The sequence below is a fragment of the Enterobacter sp. BNK-13 genome (genome assembly GCF_048685015.1).
GTDB lineage: Bacteria > Pseudomonadota > Gammaproteobacteria > Enterobacterales > Enterobacteriaceae > Enterobacter > Enterobacter quasiroggenkampii.
Genome location: NZ_JBLQTP010000001.1, coordinates 2,534,239 through 2,552,615, shown reverse-complemented (window position 1 = coordinate 2,552,615; position 18,377 = coordinate 2,534,239). Strand labels below are relative to the sequence as shown.

At 53.8% G+C, this 18,377-nt stretch carries 17 protein-coding genes; 13 read left to right on the top strand and 4 right to left on the bottom strand.

All coding sequences use genetic code 11. The annotated features are described in order from the left end of the window. Window positions 1-16: 16 nt before the first annotated feature. On the bottom strand, window positions 17-1,360 hold the full coding sequence (locus tag ACMGGQ_RS12330) for an anaerobic C4-dicarboxylate transporter (protein WP_420290088.1): 1,344 nt from the start codon (window positions 1,358-1,360) through the stop codon (window positions 17-19). A 156-nt stretch (window positions 1,361-1,516) separates the two neighbouring features. Continuing rightward, window positions 1,517-2,020 carry a non-heme ferritin-like protein gene (locus ACMGGQ_RS12325; RefSeq protein WP_045908180.1) on the bottom strand — a complete coding sequence of 168 codons (504 nt, stop codon included), beginning with the start codon at window positions 2,018-2,020 and terminating at the stop codon, window positions 1,517-1,519. A gap of 788 nt (window positions 2,021-2,808) precedes the next feature. On the opposite strand from ACMGGQ_RS12325, the gene araF reads away from it, so the two are divergent. The 5 genes from araF to otsA all read left to right on the top strand — a co-directional run bounded on the left by araF (window position 2,809) and on the right by otsA (window position 8,764). Beyond that, on the top strand, window positions 2,809-3,798 hold the full coding sequence (gene araF / locus ACMGGQ_RS12320) for an arabinose ABC transporter substrate-binding protein AraF (RefSeq protein WP_008500409.1): 990 nt from the start codon (window positions 2,809-2,811) through the stop codon (window positions 3,796-3,798). A gap of 71 nt (window positions 3,799-3,869) precedes the next feature. Continuing rightward, window positions 3,870-5,384: an L-arabinose ABC transporter ATP-binding protein AraG gene (araG, locus tag ACMGGQ_RS12315; RefSeq protein ID WP_045908182.1), complete on the top strand. Its 1,515-nt coding sequence runs from the start codon at window positions 3,870-3,872 to the stop codon at window positions 5,382-5,384. 11 nt (window positions 5,385-5,395) lie between these two features. Continuing rightward, a complete protein-coding gene (gene araH, locus ACMGGQ_RS12310; RefSeq protein WP_175430159.1) occupies window positions 5,396-6,385 on the top strand; it encodes an L-arabinose ABC transporter permease AraH in 990 nt (329 codons plus the stop codon). Window positions 6,386-6,561: 176 nt separating this feature from the next. Then, a complete protein-coding gene (gene otsB, locus ACMGGQ_RS12305; protein ID WP_045908184.1) occupies window positions 6,562-7,365 on the top strand; it encodes a trehalose-phosphatase in 804 nt (267 codons plus the stop codon). Beyond that, window positions 7,340-8,764: an alpha,alpha-trehalose-phosphate synthase gene (gene otsA / locus ACMGGQ_RS12300; RefSeq protein WP_021240457.1), complete on the top strand. Its 1,425-nt coding sequence runs from the start codon at window positions 7,340-7,342 to the stop codon at window positions 8,762-8,764. Before otsB ends, otsA begins: the two co-directional genes overlap by 26 nt. A gap of 15 nt (window positions 8,765-8,779) precedes the next feature. Here otsA and uspC read toward each other — a convergent pair whose 3' ends face one another. Then, entirely contained in the window at window positions 8,780-9,208 is a 429-nt protein-coding gene (gene uspC / locus ACMGGQ_RS12295) for a universal stress protein UspC (RefSeq protein WP_045908186.1), read from the bottom strand. Window positions 9,209-10,003: 795 nt separating this feature from the next. On the opposite strand from uspC, the gene flhD reads away from it, so the two are divergent. The 6 genes from flhD (at window position 10,004) to cheW (ending at window position 15,436) form a co-directional block, all read left to right on the top strand. Then, window positions 10,004-10,354, top strand: a complete 351-nt coding sequence (gene flhD, locus ACMGGQ_RS12290) for a flagellar transcriptional regulator FlhD (RefSeq protein ID WP_008500415.1) — start codon at window positions 10,004-10,006, stop codon at window positions 10,352-10,354. Window positions 10,355-10,356: 2 nt separating this feature from the next. Further along, entirely contained in the window at window positions 10,357-10,935 is a 579-nt protein-coding gene (gene flhC / locus ACMGGQ_RS12285; protein ID WP_008500416.1) for a flagellar transcriptional regulator FlhC, read from the top strand. 123 nt (window positions 10,936-11,058) lie between these two features. After that, window positions 11,059-11,946: a flagellar motor stator protein MotA gene (gene motA / locus ACMGGQ_RS12280; protein WP_008500417.1), complete on the top strand. Its 888-nt coding sequence runs from the start codon at window positions 11,059-11,061 to the stop codon at window positions 11,944-11,946. After that, complete coding sequence (gene motB, locus ACMGGQ_RS12275; RefSeq protein WP_032658606.1) at window positions 11,943-12,872, top strand: flagellar motor protein MotB; 930 nt, start codon at window positions 11,943-11,945, stop codon at window positions 12,870-12,872. Before motA ends, motB begins: the two co-directional genes overlap by 4 nt. A gap of 4 nt (window positions 12,873-12,876) precedes the next feature. Next, window positions 12,877-14,913, top strand: coding sequence for a chemotaxis protein CheA (cheA, locus tag ACMGGQ_RS12270; RefSeq protein WP_420290087.1), 2,037 nt, complete (start codon window positions 12,877-12,879; stop codon window positions 14,911-14,913). 19 nt (window positions 14,914-14,932) lie between these two features. Continuing rightward, window positions 14,933-15,436, top strand: a complete 504-nt coding sequence (gene cheW / locus ACMGGQ_RS12265; protein WP_008500420.1) for a chemotaxis protein CheW — start codon at window positions 14,933-14,935, stop codon at window positions 15,434-15,436. Between the two features lie 96 nt (window positions 15,437-15,532). Here cheW and ACMGGQ_RS12260 read toward each other — a convergent pair whose 3' ends face one another. Then, on the bottom strand, window positions 15,533-16,798 hold the full coding sequence (locus ACMGGQ_RS12260; protein ID WP_111964836.1) for a dicarboxylate/amino acid:cation symporter: 1,266 nt from the start codon (window positions 16,796-16,798) through the stop codon (window positions 15,533-15,535). A 430-nt stretch (window positions 16,799-17,228) separates the two neighbouring features. Between ACMGGQ_RS12260 and ACMGGQ_RS12255 the strand changes: the two genes are divergently transcribed. Then, window positions 17,229-17,801, top strand: a complete 573-nt coding sequence (locus tag ACMGGQ_RS12255; protein WP_008500422.1) for a spore coat U domain-containing protein — start codon at window positions 17,229-17,231, stop codon at window positions 17,799-17,801. Window positions 17,802-17,813: 12 nt separating this feature from the next. Continuing rightward, window positions 17,814-18,362, top strand: a complete 549-nt coding sequence (locus tag ACMGGQ_RS12250) for a spore coat U domain-containing protein (RefSeq protein WP_045908190.1) — start codon at window positions 17,814-17,816, stop codon at window positions 18,360-18,362. Window positions 18,363-18,377 lie beyond the last annotated feature (15 nt).

Below are 18,377 nucleotides of genomic sequence, written 5' to 3'. Positions count from 1 at the left end.
TCGCCCTTTAATGTTGTCAGAAGAACGTCTGAACCAGCAGGTAGCTCGCCGCACAGGCGCAGCTCACCCCAATCAGCCCTGGCAAAATGAAGCTGTGGTTGATAATAAATTTCCCGATGCGGGTCGTGCCTGACCGGTCAAAGCCGATGCAGGCCAAATCGCTGGGATAGGTCGGCAGGACAAAATAACCGTATGACGCCGGGAAAAAGGCGATCAGCATTTTCGGATCGATGCCCAGCATCAGCCCCATCGGCGCAACCGCCGTCAGCGCCGCCGCCTGGCTGTTCACCAGTTTTGACACCAGAAACAGAACAATGGCATACGTCCACGGGTGGCTTTTCACCACGCCCTCCAGCGCCAGCTTTAACTCGTCGAGATGCGCCTGGAAAAAAGTATCGCTCATCCACGCCACGCCAAAGACCGAGAAGATCGCGACCATACCGGCCTTGAACACCGCGCCGTTAGAAATCGCGGAGGCATTGACCTTACAGACCATCAGCATCACGGCACCCGCAATTAACATCATCATCTGGATGACAAGGTTCATCGACAGGGCCGTCATTTTACCTTTCAGTTCAAAGGCAGGACGCAGCTCAGGGAAGGCCCCCAGCAGAACGACCAGGGCAATACCGGCAAAGAAAATCCACGTGGACCAGTAGGCCTGTTTTGGGAAACGCTGATTCATTAACGTCTCCGTTCCGCCATAGATAAATTCACGTTGTTTAGGATCGTTCAGCTTTTCCTGGAACTCTATGTCGTCCGCCAAATCTTTCCCGCGGCGTAAACTCCACAGCGCAGCAATAGCCACGCCGAAAAGTGAAGCGGGAACCGACACGGCGAGAATTTCCAGAATTCCCCACCCGTGGCCGATCCCATGCTGGGCCGCCAGGATGGAGACCAGCGACACGACGGCAACGGAAACGGGGGAGGCCGTGATCGCCATCTGCGATGCCACCGATGCCACGGCCATGGGGCGCTCCGGGCGGATCCCTTTTTTCAACGCGATATCCGCAATGATGGGGAACATGGTGTAGACCACATGGCCGGTGCCGCACAGAAAGGTCAGCATCCAGGTGGTAAACGGAGCGAGCAGGGTGATGTGCTGCGGGTGTTTGCGCAGCAGGCGTTCCGCAAACTGCATCATGACGTTGAGGCCCCCCGCCGTTTGCAGGGTAGCGGCACAACCAATCACCGCGAGTATGGTCAGCATGACGTCAACCGGGGGTTTACCCGGCTGCAGACCAAAGACGAAACATAAAATAAAAAGACCAATACCGCTGATTAACCCAAGCCCCATCCCGCCGAAACGCGTACCCGTCAGCAGGCAGAGGAGAATGACAACAAACTCAATGGTGATCATGATGCTCCCTCGTCAATGATTATGTAATTAAATAAATCATCACACGTTGTGTGGTTAATCATTGGGAGCCAGATCTGATTTGTTAAATTTCAGCAAAAGCAGAAGGTTGGAGAGGGGAAGGGGACCTGCTCCCCGGGACGGAAGCAGGCCAAAAACTCAGTGGTGCTGCACCGCTACAATGTCGAGCAGGTGACGGTCGGTCTGCTCAGGACATAAACCTGCCTGCTGTGCATTATGGATCTCATCCGCCAGCGTCTTCAGCAGCAGGCCATCCTGCTGCTGCTCTTTGTCCATATCGCGTAAGAATCTGAGCGTCGTAATATCCTGCTGCGCTTTGGCTTCATCAGCCAGTTTGTTGAGGGTGCTGCAGCGTTGTTCATACTCTTCAAGCGTCTTCTGAAACAGTTCTTCCAGGCAGGAATAGCTTTCGTTGATCCCATCAAGGGCTTTAACGACAGGATTTGCCCCTGAGGCCTTCAGGAAGTTAAAGACCCGCATCATATGGGTGACGTTACTTTGCGCCTGAGAGCGAAAGAAGGTGGCAGACCCCGTGAGACTGTTCTCAGCGCACCAAGCACTTAAGTGCAGGTGCAGATTGGAGGCATAGAACTCAAGGTTCATCTGCGCGTTAAGTTTTTGCATCATCGTTTGGGTAGCCATACTCATATCCTTATTGACGGTGGGACGTGATGTCCGTTGCTTAACCTGAGCGTCAGGCAAATACGAAGAAAAAGAGCAGAAATACGTTTTCTGCAGTAAACGAAGTCGACCGAAATTCACTTCCTGTGTTCGATATAAATAAGCATACCCTTGTCTGTGGTCTAAGAAAACTCTTAAATAGGCTGTGTTTACCATACATTACAAACTTTAATATAGTACAGAAATACAATTAGCTCGCCATCAATTTCCCTCTCATTAATCCATTGATAATTAATGGCTTTTACCGAAGAGATATACTGTTACTCTTTTGGGGATATTAAGCCGGAATAATGCTCCGTAAAAGAATGAATTACGGATTAATTATTTCGAATATATGATGCATTAATGAAATTGCGCTAAATCAAATTCTACGAAGTAAATAACGCTCCGGACGTGCTGCGTTTTTGATGAAAAACATGCTGCAGCGTTCTGACGTCTGGGGTCCTCACGCCTGTTAAAAGGGATCAGGGATATCTTAGCTAATCTTATGGATAATCCTGCTCACCCTCGTTTCATTTGTCTGACAAATACTGCCTTTTTTATGTCATTTTTCGCTGAATTTATGTACGCAATTACTGTAATTCTGCGGTGTGATGGGGCTCTCTTATGGAGGATTAATTTCCCGCTAAAACTATCACCAGCAATAACGCTTATGACGAGGTAAGCGCTAATGCCTTGTTTTAAGTCCGATTAAATAAGAAGCACGCAAATATTCCCTACAGAAAAGAAAGCTAAAGCTGGAGTTTACCATGCACAAATTTACTAAAGCGCTGGCGGCCATCGGTCTGGCTGCTGTTATGTCACAATCCGCTATTGCTGAGAATTTAAAACTCGGTTTTTTGGTAAAACAGCCTGAAGAGCCCTGGTTCCAGACGGAGTGGAAATTCGCCGATAAGGCCGGGAAAGACTTAGGTTTTGAGGTGATTAAAATCGCCGTGCCTGACGGTGAGAAAACCCTGAACGCCATTGACAGCCTGGCAGCCAGCGGCGCGAAAGGTTTTGTGATCTGCACGCCGGATCCCAAGCTGGGCTCGGCCATCGCGGCCAAGGCCCGGGGCTATGACATGAAGGTCATCGCCGTTGACGATCAGTTCGTTAACGCCAAAGGCAAGCCGATGGACAGCGTCCCGCTGGTGATGATGGCGGCGACCAAAATCGGTGAGCGTCAGGGCCAGGAACTCTATAAAGAGATGCAAAAACGCGGCTGGGATGTCAAAGAGACCGCGGTGATGGCCATTACTGCGGATGAGCTGGACACGGCACGTCGTCGTACGACCGGGTCAATGGACGCGCTGAAAGCAGCCGGCTTCCCGGAAAAACAGATCTATAAAGTCCCAACCAAATCCAACGATATCCCGGGCGCATTCGACGCCGCGAACTCCATGCTGGTGCAGCATCCAGAAGTCAAACACTGGCTGGTGGTCGGCATGAACGACAACACCGTGCTGGGCGGGGTGCGCGCGACGGAAGGTCAGGGCTTCAAAGCACCTGACGTGATCGGGATTGGCATCAACGGCGTTGACGCCGTCAGCGAGCTGTCCAAAGCGCAGGCAACCGGCTTCTACGGCTCACTGCTGCCAAGCCCGGACGTTCACGGCTACAAATCCAGCGAGATGCTCTACAACTGGGTCACCAAAGGGGCTGAACCGCCGAAATTTACCGAAGTGACCGACGTGGTGCTGATCACCCGCGACAACTTCAAAGAGGAGCTGGCGAAAAAAGGACTGGGCGGGAAGTAATACGCGGTGATTGTGCCCCTCATCCTTCGTGAGGGGCCTGACGTACACACTACAGGAATCACGGAGACGTTATGCGACAGTCTGATCCGTATCTCTCTTTTCGCGGCATCGGGAAAACCTTCCCCGGTGTTAACGCGCTGACCGATATCAGCTTCGACTGCTATGCCGGCCAGGTTCATGCCCTGATGGGGGAAAACGGTGCGGGAAAATCCACGCTGCTGAAAATCCTCAGCGGCAACTACTCGCCCACGACCGGCACGCTGGCGATCCGCGGCGAAGAGGTCGCTTTTGCCGATACCACGGCGGCGCTCAATGCCGGGGTAGCCATTATCTATCAGGAGCTGCATCTCATCCCTGAGATGACCGTGGCGGAAAACATCTATCTAGGACAGCTCCCGCACAAAGGCGGCGTGGTGAATCGTTCGCTACTTAATTATGAAGCGGGGCTGCAGCTTAAACACCTGGGTCTGGACGTCGATCCCCAGACGCCGCTGAAATATCTCTCCATCGGCCAGTGGCAGATGGTTGAAATTGCCAAGGCGCTGGCGCGTAACGCCAGAATTATTGCCTTCGATGAACCCACCAGTTCGCTCTCAAAGCGGGAAATCGAAAATCTGTTCCGCGTGATCCGCGAATTGCGTCAGGAAGGCCGGACGATTCTGTACGTGTCGCACCGCATGGAAGAGATATTTGCCCTGAGCGATGCCATCACCGTGTTTAAAGATGGACGCTATGTGCGCACCTTTACCGACATGGCGCAGGTGAACCATGACCAATTGGTCCAGGCGATGGTCGGACGCGATCTGGGTGATATCTATCACTGGCAGCCGCGCCAGTACGGCCCTGAGCGTCTGCGCCTCGATAGCGTAAAAGCGCCGGGCGTCAGAACGCCGATTTCGTTATCCGTACGCAGCGGTGAAATTGTCGGCCTGTTTGGTCTGGTGGGCGCGGGGCGTAGCGAGTTGATGAAAGGTCTGTTCGGCGGTACCCGTATTACCGATGGGCAGGTCTCCATTGACGGCGAGCGGATCGATATTCAGAAACCAGCCCACGCGATCAGGGCGGGGATGATGCTCTGTCCGGAAGACCGGAAAGCGGAGGGCATTATTCCGGTGCACTCGGTGCGCGACAACATCAATATTTCCGCCCGGCGTAAGTTTATTCGCGCCGGTTGCCTGATAAACGATAGCTGGGAGTCGAGTAACGCCGACCACCATATTCGTTCACTGAATATCAAAACGCCGGGTCCGGAACAGCTGATCATGAATCTGTCAGGCGGAAACCAGCAGAAGGCCATTCTGGGCCGCTGGCTGTCAGAGGATATGAAGGTCATCTTACTGGATGAGCCGACGCGCGGTATCGACGTGGGGGCAAAACACGAGATTTATAACGTGATCTATGAGCTGGCAAAACGCGGCGTGGCGGTGCTTTTCGCCTCCAGCGATTTGCCTGAGGTGCTTGGCGTGGCCGACCGCATTGTGGTGATGCGTGAAGGCGAAATTGCCGGCGAATTACTTCATGAACAGGCGAATGAACAACAGGCGTTGAACCTCGCCATGCCTAAAGTTAGCCAGGCCGTCGCCTGAGTAAGGAGTTAATGATGTCCTCTGTTACTACATCCGGAGTGCCGAAGTCGAAGTCGGCGTTGAGCGTTGGGCGTATCTGGGATCAGTACGGCATGCTGGTGGTCTTTGCCGCACTGTTCGTCGCCTGCGCGATCTTTGTTCCCAATTTTGCCACCTTCATTAATATGAAGGGGCTGGGTCTCGCCATCTCCATGTCCGGGATGGTGGCCTGCGGGATGCTGTTCTGCCTGGCCTCCGGCGATTTTGACCTGTCGGTGGCGTCGGTGATTGCCTGCGCAGGCGTCACGACGGCCGTGGTGATCAACATGACGGAGAGCCTGTGGATTGGCGTCCTTGCCGGTCTGTTACTCGGCGTCATCAGCGGTCTGGTGAACGGTTTTGTCATCGCGCGCCTGAAGATTAACGCCCTGATCACGACGCTTGCGACAATGCAAATTGTCCGCGGGCTGGCCTATATCATCTCCGACGGTAAAGCGGTAGGGATTGAAGACGAACGCTTCTTCACGCTGGGGTACGCCAACTGGCTGGGTCTGCCTGCGCCTATCTGGTTGACGGTGGCCTGCCTGATCCTGTTCGGCTTCCTGCTTAACCGGACCACCTTTGGCCGTAATACGCTGGCGATTGGCGGTAATGAAGAGGCCGCCCGTCTGGCCGGGGTGCCGGTGGTGCGCACCAAGATTATTATCTTTGTGCTTTCAGGACTGGTTTCTGCCGCGGCGGGGATTATTCTGGCATCGCGTATGACCAGCGGCCAGCCAATGACCTCTATCGGTTATGAGCTGATCGTCATTTCGGCCTGCGTGCTAGGGGGCGTTTCCCTCAAGGGCGGCATCGGAAAAATCTCATATGTGGTGGCCGGTATCCTGATTTTAGGGACGGTAGAGAACGCCATGAACCTGCTGAATATTTCGCCGTTCTCGCAGTACGTGGTACGTGGTCTGATCCTGCTGGCAGCGGTGATTTTCGACCGTTACAAGCAAAAAGCGAAGCGTACCGTGTAACCGTTTTGCACCTCTTTTATTGCTCAACTTATAACCATAGTTGACCTCTTAACCGCCCCGCCAGTAAAACTGGCGGGGCGGTTGTCAAATGGCGAGCGACGTCACACTGTCTATACTTACATGGCTATGAAAGAGGTAAAGGTGTTTGCCTCTCGTCAACCGTAAGGAGGAAAAGGGTGGCTGACTTGTTAACCGCACCGCCTGTACTGCCCGGACACTATGCTTTCTTTTTTGATCTCGACGGCACGCTCGCCGGGATAAAACCGCACCCCGATCAGGTGTCTATTCCGGAGGCGGTGTTACAGGATTTGCATCAGCTCTCGCTCATGAATGAGGGAGCACTGGCATTGATATCAGGGCGCTCAATGGCCGAGCTGGATCTGCTCGCCAGTCCATACCACTTTCCGCTGGCCGGTGTACACGGAGCGGAGCGCCGCGACATCCATGATCAAACGCATATCGTTTCACTCCCCGACGCACTCACGCAAACGCTCCAGAAGCAGCTCTCTGCTGCACTGGCAGACCTGCCTGGCACCGAGCTGGAAGCCAAAGGCATGGCCTTTGCCCTGCATTATCGCCAGGCGCCGCAGCATGAAGCTGCCGTGCTTGCGCTTGCTCAGACGGTTGCGGATGAACATCCACAGCTGGCGCTGCAGCCGGGCAAATGCGTGGTGGAGTTAAAGCCTAAGGGGATTAATAAAGGCGCAGCCATCGCCGCATTTATGGCGGAGGCACCTTTTAAGGGCCGGACGCCTGTTTTCTTTGGGGATGACCTGACCGACGAGGCCGGGTTCCGTGTGGTTAATCAGGCCGGAGGGATCGCCGTTAAGGTAGGGCCTGGTGACACTGTCGCCGAATGGCGGCTGGCGGATGTCGCCAGCGTCTGGCAGTGGGTATCTGATATCGCTAACCAGCAACAACAACAAATAGCGCAAAACAAAGGGGGAAACCATTATGGGTCGCTTAGTCGTCGTCTCTAACCGAATCGCACCGCCTGATGATAAAAAAGCCAGTGCGGGTGGCCTGGCGGTAGGGGTGTTAGGTGCCTTGAAAGCCGCTGGCGGGCTGTGGTTTGGCTGGAGCGGAGAAATCAGTGAAGAAGAGAAACCGCTCAAAAAAGTGACGCGCGGGAACATCACGTGGGCGTCGTTTGCACTGAAAGAGAAAGACTACGACGAGTATTACTCGCAGTTCTCGAATGCCGTCCTGTGGCCGGCGTTTCACTATCGTCTTGACCTGGTCAAATTCCAGCGTGAATCCTTCGAAGGCTACGCGCGCGTGAATGCGCTGCTGGCGGATAAACTGCTGCCTTTAATAGAAGAAGACGATATTTTATGGATCCACGATTATCACCTGCTGCCGTTCGCCAGAGAGCTGCGAAAGAGGGGAGTGAATAACCGGATTGGCTTCTTCCTGCACATTCCGTTCCCGACGCCGGAAATTTTTACCGCGCTGCCGCCGCATGAAGAGCTGCTGGAGGCGCTGTGTGACTACGATTTGCTGGGCTTCCAGACGGAAAATGACCGACTGGCATTCCTTGACTCCGTGTCAGGGAAAGCGCGTCTGGTGACCAAAGGCGGGAAAACCCATACGGCGTGGGGAAAAACGTTCCACACCGAAGTGTATCCAATAGGGATTGAACCTGACGAAATCGCGGAGCAGGCCTCTGGCCCGCTGCCGCCAAAGCTGGCGCAGCTTAAGAATGAACTCAAGCACGTGAAAAATATCTTCTCAGTCGAGCGTCTTGATTATTCCAAAGGGCTGCCGGAGCGCTTCCTGGCATATGAAACGCTGCTGGATAAATATCCGGAGCATCACGGTAAAATCCGTTATACCCAGATTGCGCCGACGTCGCGCGGTGAGGTCCAGGCCTATCAGGACATTCGCCATCAGCTGGAGACAGAAGCAGGGCGGATTAATGGCCGCTACGGGCAACTGGGCTGGACGCCGCTGTTTTATCTGAACCAGCACTTTGACCGTAAGATCCTGATGAAGGTCTTCCGCTACGCGGACGTCGGCCTGGTGACGCCGCTGCGCGATGGGATGAACCTGGTTGCGAAAGAATACGTGGCGGCGCAGGACCCCGCCGATCCGGGTGTGCTGGTGCTCTCCCAGTTTGCCGGGGCCGCAAATGAGCTCACGTCGGCGCTGATCGTGAACCCTTACGATCGCGATGACGTGGCTAACGCCCTGAACCGCGCGCTGACCATGCCGCTCACGGAGCGTATTTCCCGCCATGCTGAAATGATGGAGACGATCCGGAAAAACGATATTAACCACTGGCAGGCGCGTTTTATTCAGGATCTCCGCGATATCGCCCCACAAAGCCATGAAGGCGATTTACAAAAAAAGATCGCAACCTTCCCTAAACTTGCCTGATATTTCCCTGGGGGGTTAACGCCCCCCAAGCGGTACTAACAGCACATCAACCTGGCTTGACGCGACAATAGATTTCGCCGCGCAGGCTGCGCGCGATAAAAAGCTGTGGTTATGATTCCCGCATATCACTAAATCAATATTCTGTTTACGACACATATCGAGAATATGGGCATTAAGTTCTCCTGTCGCAATAACGGTCTCAAAGACGGGATAATCTGCCTTTTCTACCAGCTCGCGCAGGAATTGCTGCGTTTCCTCCTGAAGTACCTCACGAATATCCTCCAGCATAGGGGCAGCCAGCTGGTTATACATCTCCGGTTCGGCCGCAAGCGTGATGAGGCTGATGCGGGCATTGTGGGGTCTGGCAATGGACACCGCCCGGGCGACGAGTTGATGGCTTTCTGGGGAAACAGCAACAGAAACAAGTAGATGGGAGTAACTCATGGCGCACTCCTTGGGTGTCTGACTGACAGCGTTTGATCACCTTTACCGCGAATTTCCGGGTTCTGCAAGGGCTGATTACGACATTAGTGTGAAGCTTATCATAATTATTCATTAATTATTCTTATAAGAAGAATAACTGAAAAATGGGCCTAAATGAAAAAAATTAACAACTTAACGTAAATCACACAAATTTATGCCTTGACTGTTGAATCGTTCTTACGCGTTACAAAATCATTTCGAATGATCACGGACTGAAACATCTTTTTTAGGCTCCCTGCATAACTCTATGTTTTTTCACGGTAAGAAAAATGTTTCCCGAAGGGGTGTTTGATGTAAATGTTTCCGCGCCACGCTCCCCGATGGAAAAGCACATTGCATGCCAGTTCTGATCCCCCTTCTGCATGAGTATTCGTCAATTAAGAATACAAAACAGTGCTGATTGGTCAATAAGTGAACAAATTACAAGTCATACTGATGGATTTATGGGTCATATTCACTTAAATTGTGTGACGTGGATCACATTTTTTTTAAATTTGAGGATGGCTGGATTGTATGTGTCAAAACTGACGAGTAGAGTTTGCGTCGAATTAGGAAAAATCTTAGTTATTTGTAAGAAATGATAAAACATGTAAGAGACGCATTCGCGTTTCCTCTCTTACGCGTTTCGATGAATACAAACCTAAATTCAACTATGCATTTAGCCTTTTCTTTATTATACCGGGTGATTTCCCGGCGACATCACGGGGTGCGGTCTTTCCGCATAAAAATAATAGTTGGTTATTCGGGATGGGAACAATGCATACATCCGAGTTGCTAAAACATATCTATGACATCAATTTGTCGTATTTACTGCTCGCGCAGCGTTTGATTAGTCAGGACAAGGCGTCCGCGATGTTTCGTCTGGGTATTAACGAAGAAATGGCAACCATGCTGGGCGGCTTAACCCTCCCGCAGATGGTTAAACTGGCTGAAACGAATCAACTGGTTTGCCAGTTCCGTTTCGATGATTCACAGACAATAACGCGTCTGACGCAGGAGTCCCGTGTAGACGATCTTCAACAGATCCATACCGGTATTCTTCTTTCCACTCGCTTGCTTAACGAAATCAGCCAGCCTGATGACGTAGCCCGTAAGAAAAGGGCCTAGCAATGAGCGAGAAAAGCATTGTTCAGGAAGCGCGTGACATACAGTTAGCCATGGAGCTGATTACACTGGGTGCTCGTTTACAAATGCTGGAAAGCGAGACGCAGTTGAGCCGTGGCCGTCTGATCAAACTGTACAAAGAGTTACGTGGTAGTCCCCCGCCGAAAGGCATGCTGCCGTTTTCTACCGACTGGTTTATGACGTGGGAGCAGAATATTCACGCTTCCATGTTCTGTAATGCCTGGCAGTATCTTCTCAAAACCGGTTTGTGTAGCGGCGTTGACGCCGTGATCAAAGCCTACAAACTTTACCTTGAACAATGCCCACAGCAGGAAGAAGGCCCTCTGCTGGCGCTGACCCGCGCATGGACGCTGGTGCGTTTTGTTGAGAGCGGAATGCTTGAGCTGTCGCGCTGCAACTGCTGCAACGGCAATTTTATTACCCATGCTCATCAGCCTGCAGGCAGCTTCGCCTGTAGTTTATGTCAGCCTCCATCCCGCGCAGTAAAAAGACGTAAACTTTCCCGGGATGCTGCCGATATTATTCCACAACTGCTGGATGAACAGATCGAACAAGCTGTTTAACCCGAACGTGTGGGAAAGATTCCAGCAGCGGTAAGCGATTACCGCTGCTTTTTTTTACCCCGTAAACGGTCAACGCTGCGAGCTGGACGTCCTTGCCATAGTCACTAGCGGAAGGATGATGTCGTGCTTATCTTATTAGGTTACCTGGTAGTTCTCGGTACAGTTTTCGGCGGTTACATGATGACCGGCGGGCACCTTGGAGCACTCTATCAACCGGCTGAACTTATTATCATCGGCGGCGCAGGGGTAGGGGCTTTTATCGTTGGTAACAACGGTAAATCGATCAAGGGCACGCTGAAAGCAATTCCATTGCTGTTCCGTCGCTCGAAATACACCAAAAGCATGTATATGGATCTGCTGGCACTGCTCTATCGCCTGATGGCGAAGTCGCGTCAGCAGGGCATGTTCTCGCTTGAGCGGGATATTGAAAACCCGAAAGAGAGCGAAATTTTTGCCAGCTATCCGCGCATTCTTGCTGATGCCATGATGCTGGATTTTATCGTCGACTATCTGCGACTGATCATCAGCGGCAACATGAATACCTTCGAAATCGAAGCGCTGATGGATGAAGAAATTGAAACCCATGAAAGCGAATCTGAAGTACCGGCCAACAGCCTGGCGCTGGTCGGCGACTCGCTTCCGGCATTCGGTATCGTTGCCGCGGTCATGGGGGTGGTTCACGCGCTGGCCTCAGCAGACCGTCCGGCAGCGGAGCTCGGTGCGCTGATTGCCCATGCGATGGTGGGTACCTTCCTCGGTATTTTGCTGGCGTATGGTTTTATCTCTCCGCTGGCCAGCGTACTGCGCCAGAAGAGCGCGGAAACCACCAAAATGATGCAGTGCGTGAAGATCACGCTGCTCTCTAACCTCAACGGTTATGCGCCACCGATCGCGGTTGAGTTTGGCCGTAAAACGCTTTACTCCAGCGAGCGTCCGTCGTTTATCGAGCTTGAAGAACACGTGCGTGCGGTGAAAAACCCAAACCAACAGACGACAACTGAGGACGCATGAAAAACCAGTCCCATCCGATCGTCATCGTAAAAAAACGCAAGCACAAGGGCGGTGGGCATGGCGCGCACGGCTCGTGGAAAATCGCGTACGCCGATTTTATGACCGCAATGATGGCGTTCTTTCTGGTGATGTGGCTGATCTCCATCTCCAGCCCAAAAGAACTGATCCAGATTGCCGAGTATTTCCGCACGCCGCTGGCAACGGCGGTGGCTGGCGGACCGCGTATCTCTAACAGCGAAAGCCCGATCCCGGGCGGCGGCGATGATTACACCCAGCAGAAGGGTGAGGTGAAAAAAGAGCCGAACATCGACGAGCTGAAGAGAAAGATGGAACAGGCGCGCCTGAAGAAACTGCGTGGCGATCTCGACCAGCTGATTGAAGCGGATCCGAAGCTGCGCGCGCTGCGACCGCATCTGAAGATTGATCTGGTGCAGGAAGGGCTGCGTATCCAGATTATCGACAGCCAGAACCGCCCGATGTTTAAAACCGGGAGTGCGGAAGTTGAACCTTACATGCGCGATATTCTCCGCGCCATTGCACCGGTGCTGAACGGCATTCCTAACCGAATCAGCCTGTCAGGACACACGGACGATTTCCCGTACGCCAGCGGGGAGAAGGGATACAGCAACTGGGAACTTTCTGCCGATCGTGCCAACGCCTCGCGTCGCGAGCTGGTGGTAGGTGGGCTTGATGATGGCAAGGTACTGCGCGTAGTCGGCATGGCCGCAACCATGCGCGTTTCCGACCGCGGGCCGGATGATGCCATCAACCGTCGTATCAGTCTTTTAGTGCTGAACCAGCAGGCGGAGCAGGCCATCCTGCATGAAAACGCCGAAAGTCAGAATGAGTCACTGGACGATTTAAAACAGCCTGGGGCCGTTCCTTCGGCTGCCGTTCCAACATCGCCACCAGCCAATCCGAGGTGATAGCGTGAGCATGGATATTAGCGATTTTTACCAGACATTCTTTGATGAAGCCGACGAATTGTTGGCTGATATGGAGCAACACTTGCTCGATTTGGTGCCCGAAGCACCGGATTCCGAGCAGCTCAATGCCATCTTCCGTGCGGCGCATTCCATTAAAGGCGGAGCCGGAACGTTTGGATTTACCATCCTGCAGGAAACGACCCATTTAATGGAAAACCTGCTTGATGAAGCACGACGCGGTGAGATGCAGCTCAATACCGACATTATCAACCTGTTTTTGGAAACCAAAGATATTATGCAGGAACAGCTCGACGCCTATAAAAGTTCGGCAGAGCCTGATGCCGCCAGCTTTGAATACATCTGCAATGCGCTGCGCCAGCTCGCGCTGGAAGCAAAAGGTGAGGTTGCCGCAGCCGTGGTTCCTGCCGCAAAACTGAGCGTTGTGGATACGGTTGCCGCGCAGGCGTCTGCCCCTGCTGACGCACCGGCAGGCAAACTGCGCGTTGTGCTGTCTCGCCTGAAAGAGAATGAAGTTAACCTGCTGGAAGAAGAGCTGGGTAACCTGGCGAAATTAAGCAACGTGGTAAAAGGCAAAGACAGCCTGGCCGCGACGCTTGATGACGGTATTGGCCAGGACGATATCGTGGCGGTGCTGTGCTTTGTGATTGAAGCCGATCAAATCGCCTTCGAAACCGAAACTGTCGCGGTTGACGCCCCTGTGGCTGCGGAAGAGGTGGCTGTTGTCGCCCAGACCGCCGCACCGGCTGTGGCCCCTGCGGCCCCGGCGCTGAAGGCGGTGCCAAAAGAAGCTGCTGCACCGGGCCGTGGTGAAAAACCTGCCGCGCGCTCCAGCGAGTCGACCAGCATCCGTGTCGCCGTTGAGAAGGTTGACCAGCTGATTAACCTGGTGGGCGAACTGGTGATCACCCAGTCGATGCTGGCGCAGCGTTCAAACGAACTCGACCCGGTCACCCACGGGGATTTGATTACCAGCATGGGCCAGCTACAGCGTAACGCCCGCGACCTGCAGGAATCGGTCATGTCCATCCGTATGATGCCGATGGAATATGTCTTCAGCCGCTTCCCGCGTCTGGTCCGCGACCTTGCCAGCAAGCTGAACAAGCAGATTGAACTAACCCTGATGGGCAGCTCAACCGAACTGGATAAGAGCCTGATCGAGCGCATCATTGACCCGTTAACGCACCTGGTGCGTAACAGCCTCGACCACGGTATCGAACTGCCGGAAAACCGCATTGCCGCCGGGAAATCGCCGGTCGGCAACCTGATTCTCTCTGCGGAACACCAGGGCGGGAACATTTGTATCGAAGTGACCGATGACGGCGCCGGTCTGAACCGCGAGCGCATCCTGGCAAAAGCGATTTCGCAGGGGATGGCGGTCAATGAAAACATGACTGACGAAGAAGTGGGCATGCTGATCTTCGCGCCGGGCTTCTCTACCGCAGAGCAGGTGACCGACGTCTCCGGGCGCGGCGTGGGCATGGACGTGGTGAAACGTAACATCCAGGAGATGGGCGGCCACGTTGAAATCCAGTCTAAACAGGGTTCCGGCACCACCATTCGCATCCTGCTGCCGCTGACGCTGGCGATCCTCGACGGCATGTCCGTCAAGGTGGCGGACGAAGTCTTTATCCTGCCGCTGAACGCGGTGATGGAATCCCTGCAGCCGCGTGAGGAAGATCTGCATCCGCTGGCGGGCGGCGAGCGCGTGCTCGAGGTTCGCGGTGAGTACCTGCCGCTGGTGGAACTGTGGAAAGTGTTCGAAGTGGACGGGGCGAAGACCGAGGCCACGCAGGGTATCGTGGTGATCCTGCAAAGCGCGGGCCGCCGCTATGCGCTGCTGGTCGATCAGCTGATTGGCCAGCACCAGGTGGTGGTGAAGAACCTCGAAAGCAACTACCGCAAAGTGCCGGGTATTTCTGCCGCCACCATTTTGGGTGATGGTAGCGTGGCGCTGATCGTCGACGTGTCGGCGCTTCAGGGATTAAATCGTGAACAACGTGTGGCGTACACAGCCGCCTGATTAAGTAGAAGGTAATAACATGACCGGTATGAGTAATGTAACGAAACTGGCGGGCGAGCCATCAGGACAGGAATTTCTGGTATTCACTTTAGGCGATGAAGAGTACGGCATCGATATCCTGAAAGTGCAGGAAATCCGTGGTTACGACCAGGTTACCCGCATCGCTAACACGCCTGCGTTTATTAAAGGTGTCACCAACCTGCGTGGCGTCATTGTGCCCATCGTGGACCTGCGCGTGAAGTTCAGCCAGGGCGACGTTGACTACAACGACAACACCGTGGTGATCGTCCTGAACCTGGGGCAGCGCGTGGTGGGTATCGTGGTGGATGGCGTGTCTGACGTGCTTTCCCTGACCTCTGACCAGATTCGTCCTGCGCCGGAGTTTGCGGTCACGCTGTCGACCGAATACCTGACCGGTCTGGGCGCGCTCGGCGAGCGTATGCTGATTCTGGTGAACATTGAGAAGCTGCTGAACAGCGATGAGATGGCGCTGCTGGATATCGCCGCGAGTCACGTAGCCTAAAACAAAGCCGGGTGGCGCTGACGCTTACCCGGCCTACGTGTTCGAGCCATTTGTAGGCCGGGTAAGGCGAAGCCGCCACCCGGCTTTTTCATGCCATTACGCTTCCTGCTTTACCAGCTCAGCTTCAGCGTCCGCTTCCCGCGCACCTTCATTCTGCGACAGCATCGCGGTCGCAATACCATTCCCCAACACGTTAATCGCGGAACGGCCCATATCCAGGAAGTGGTCGATCCCCATCAGCAGCAAAATACCGGCGACCGGGATGTTGAAGCTTGGGATCGTCGCGGCCAGCACCACCAGCGAGGAGCGCGGTACGCCCGCAATCCCTTTTGAGGCCAGCATCAGGGTCAGCATCAGCACCGTCACTTCAGAGAAGCTCAGGTGAATGTTGTACGCCTGAGCGATAAACATTGAGGCGAAAGAGCAGTACACCATCGACCCCACCAGGTTGAAGGAGTAGCCAATCGGCAGCACGAAAGAGGCGATGTTGCGCGAGCAGCCAAAACGCTCCAGCTGCTCCAGCGTTTTAGGGTAGGCTGCTTCAGAACTGCTGGTGGTAAACGCCACCAGAACTGGATCTTTCAGCATGCTGACCAGGCGGAACACCTCTTTTTTCAGCACCATGTAACCCACGGCCAGCAGCACCATGCAGGTGAGAAGAATGGCAACATAGTAGCCGCCAATAAAGGAGGCATAGTTCAACAGAATGCCCAGACCCTGCGTGGCGATAACGGATGAGATTGCCGCGAAAATGGCCAGCGGCGCAACGTACATCACATAACCCGTGACCTTCAGCATGATATGGGAAACCACGTCCAGCGCAGCCACCAGTGGGGCATTGAATTTCTGCCCCAGCGACGCGCCGCCAATGCCGAAGAACATGGAGAACACCACAATCTGCAGGATCTCATTGTTCGACATCGCCCCCGCGATGCTGGTTGGAATGGTGTGTGACAGGAACGCTTTCAGCGTCATGCCCCCAACGGCCAGACCGGTATCCACCGCCTCGGTCGGGATGGTCAGGTTCAGCCCGCTTCCCGGATGCTCCAGCGTGACGATAAACAGGCCGACCAGAATAGAGAGCACGGATGAGCTGATAAACCATACCATCGCTTTGCCGCCCACGCGGCCAATGGTAGAGGTTTCGCCCAGCTTCATAATGCCGACGGTGAGCGTACTGAACACCAGTGGGGCAATGACCATTTTGATCAGTCGGAGGAAAATATCGGTCAGAAGGGTAATATTATCCGACCAGGCTTTGATGGCATCCGCAGATGCATATTCATGAATTGCTGCCCCTGAAAGAATACCCGCCAGCATGAATATCACGATGAAGAGTGTGAGTTTGTTTGCACTTGCCACGAAAAAAGACCCTCTATGCGCTTCAGATGTAGCCCGCGGCGATACATATAAATTTTTTATTACGACGCGGGAAATTATTCGGCACATAAATTGACGCAAAGCGTAGGGGGATACAACTCCTTTTTAAGTTTTATTAATTTTGTTGTTATTGCCATGACGATATATTGTGATCTGCATCACACTTTAATGGATATATTCTCAGAAAATAAATTAAAAAAGCGGAAAAAATGATTTTAACTGCATGTTATTTAAGGAAATAAGAAGTCAATAAGACAAAGTGCTTATGCGTTAAGGGGCAGGTGGTCGAAGCGATATCCGTAAACTAAATTCTCAATAACCCCCCTCAGAGGAACATTAAGCGGGGCTAACATCTTGAACGAAATAAATAAAATGTGGCAAGGGAACGGAGACGTCTTCTGGAGGGTGGTAAATGAAAAGAAAACTCCTTTTGATCTGCGCAGGCACCTTACTGACTGCGACAACGGTCCATCAGGCGCTGGCCGTGACCAGTAGCGGCACCATCGGCGCGACGCTGACACTCACGAACGGCTGTCTGATAAATGGATCGCCCACGCAAAACGGCATTAACTTCGGGACACTGGATTTCGGCACCCATCCCGCAACGTTTTCCACTCTGACCACCCAGCTCACCGGCGCCAGCGGCGGAAACACCTTCACCATTCAATGTACCACCGCCAGCTATACGGTGGCGATCACCGGCAACACCAACTCCACCGCTCCCGGTACCGTTGTTGGCACCCCAGGAACACCTGCCCGCTATCTGGTTAACACCGCCAACGCGGCACAGGGCGTGGCGTACAGCCTGTACAGTGATAGCGGGTTTAACAGCGTGATTGCCAATAACACCGCGTTGCCGATCGCCTCTACGGCAGGAGGGGTGGACAGTTACACCCTCTACGGACGTATTACCGGCGGCGGTAACAGCGTGACGGTCGTACCCGGAACCTACACAGACACGATTAACGTCAGCGTCACCTATTAGTCCTGCACCGCCATGAAGGCAACTCTCACAGGTCTGCGCATATGCGCAGAGGGACACGTGCAGCCTTTTTTCGCGCTGATCGTCGGATTGCTGATGACGCCCGCGGCGAATGCGGTGACATCACAGTCCTTTAAAGTCAGCGCGACCATCGTCCCGGGATGTGTGGTGACCACCGGCAGCGGAGGGCTTCTCGGGACGCTGGATTTTGGCACCCATAACGGCGTCGAGAGCGCACCGGTCAGCACCAGTTTTGTGCCAAACGGGGCCTTGTCTATCGCCTGCACGCCAGGCGTGGCGCTGAGCATGAGCATTAATGGCGGCCAGAATTATTCAACCGTTCGCCGCATGAAACGCTCGAACGGCGCCGACGTGGTGGGATATCGGCTTTACAGCAGCAGCTCGCTGGCCGCGAACAGCGAGATTGGCGTCAACCAGGCGATACCGGTGACCTATAGCAACAGCAATAACATCGCGCTGCCGCTTTTTGGCGTGGCGCTACTGACCGGATTTAGCCCGGCAGGAACGTATTCCGATCAGCTCACCGTGACCTTGTCATGGTAATAAAGGGAGAGTGTT

Bases quoted from the DNA above. Each gene is read 5' to 3' on its own strand.
- uspC (WP_045908186.1), bottom strand. From the start codon at position 9,208: ATGAGTTACTCCCATCTACTTGTTTCTGTTGCTGTTTCCCCAGAAAGC.
- araF (WP_008500409.1), top strand. From the start codon at position 2,809: ATGCACAAATTTACTAAAGCGCTGGCGGCCATCGGTCTGGCTGCTGTT.
- otsA (WP_021240457.1), top strand. From the start codon at position 7,340: ATGGGTCGCTTAGTCGTCGTCTCTAACCGAATCGCACCGCCTGATGAT.
- araG (WP_045908182.1), top strand. From the start codon at position 3,870: ATGCGACAGTCTGATCCGTATCTCTCTTTTCGCGGCATCGGGAAAACC.
- araH (WP_175430159.1), top strand. From the start codon at position 5,396: ATGATGTCCTCTGTTACTACATCCGGAGTGCCGAAGTCGAAGTCGGCG.
- flhC (WP_008500416.1), top strand. From the start codon at position 10,357: ATGAGCGAGAAAAGCATTGTTCAGGAAGCGCGTGACATACAGTTAGCC.
- ACMGGQ_RS12330 (WP_420290088.1), bottom strand. From the start codon at position 1,360: ATGATCACCATTGAGTTTGTTGTCATTCTCCTCTGCCTGCTGACGGGT.
- ACMGGQ_RS12255 (WP_008500422.1), top strand. From the start codon at position 17,229: ATGAAAAGAAAACTCCTTTTGATCTGCGCAGGCACCTTACTGACTGCG.
- flhD (WP_008500415.1), top strand. From the start codon at position 10,004: ATGCATACATCCGAGTTGCTAAAACATATCTATGACATCAATTTGTCG.
- motB (WP_032658606.1), top strand. From the start codon at position 11,943: ATGAAAAACCAGTCCCATCCGATCGTCATCGTAAAAAAACGCAAGCAC.
- cheW (WP_008500420.1), top strand. From the start codon at position 14,933: ATGACCGGTATGAGTAATGTAACGAAACTGGCGGGCGAGCCATCAGGA.
- ACMGGQ_RS12325 (WP_045908180.1), bottom strand. From the start codon at position 2,020: ATGGCTACCCAAACGATGATGCAAAAACTTAACGCGCAGATGAACCTT.
- ACMGGQ_RS12250 (WP_045908190.1), top strand. From the start codon at position 17,814: ATGAAGGCAACTCTCACAGGTCTGCGCATATGCGCAGAGGGACACGTG.